Below are 473 nucleotides of genomic sequence, written 5' to 3'. Positions count from 1 at the left end.
GATGTTGAGTGTTCTGCCCGCTAAAGAGTTAAAAATCGACAAAAGCTTTGTGCACTCGATGCTGGTAAATGAAAAAAGCCGCAAGCTGGTGGAAACCATTATCAATATCGCCCGGACCATGGAAATGAATGTGGTTGCGGAAGGGATCGAGACGGAAGAACAACAGGTGGTGCTGACGGACCTCGGCTGTGATTACCTGCAGGGGTTCCTTTTCTCCCGTCCTTTACCTGCCGAACAGGTTCCCTGGCTGCTGCTGCAAAAAAACTCAGACAAACAAATTATACCCATTGGTAAAATTCACGCGGAACCCGTATATATTTCACAAAAAAATCATGCCTGACCGGGTTAAGTAGAGTATGTTTCAAAGGAGTCCACTCCCGTTAATTCTGTCATGATCCTCAGGCACATGGTGCCGATGTACAGGAATACGCTATGTCGCAAAATTGTTTTGATGCGCTGAATTTAATTAAAAC

At 45.2% G+C, this 473-nt stretch carries 1 protein-coding gene; it reads left to right on the top strand.

What is annotated here, in order from left to right; genetic code table 11:
- Positions 1-340: EAL domain-containing protein (locus tag CSV68_RS16595; RefSeq protein ID WP_143561023.1), on the top strand; the 340-nt coding region annotated here is incomplete at its 5' end.
- Positions 341-473 lie beyond the last annotated feature (133 nt).

Source organism: Sporosarcina sp. P29 (genome assembly GCF_002743265.1).
GTDB lineage: Bacteria > Bacillota > Bacilli > Bacillales_A > Planococcaceae > Sporosarcina.
Note: the sequence above shows the minus strand (reverse complement) of the source record. Positions and strands in the feature narration are given on the sequence as shown.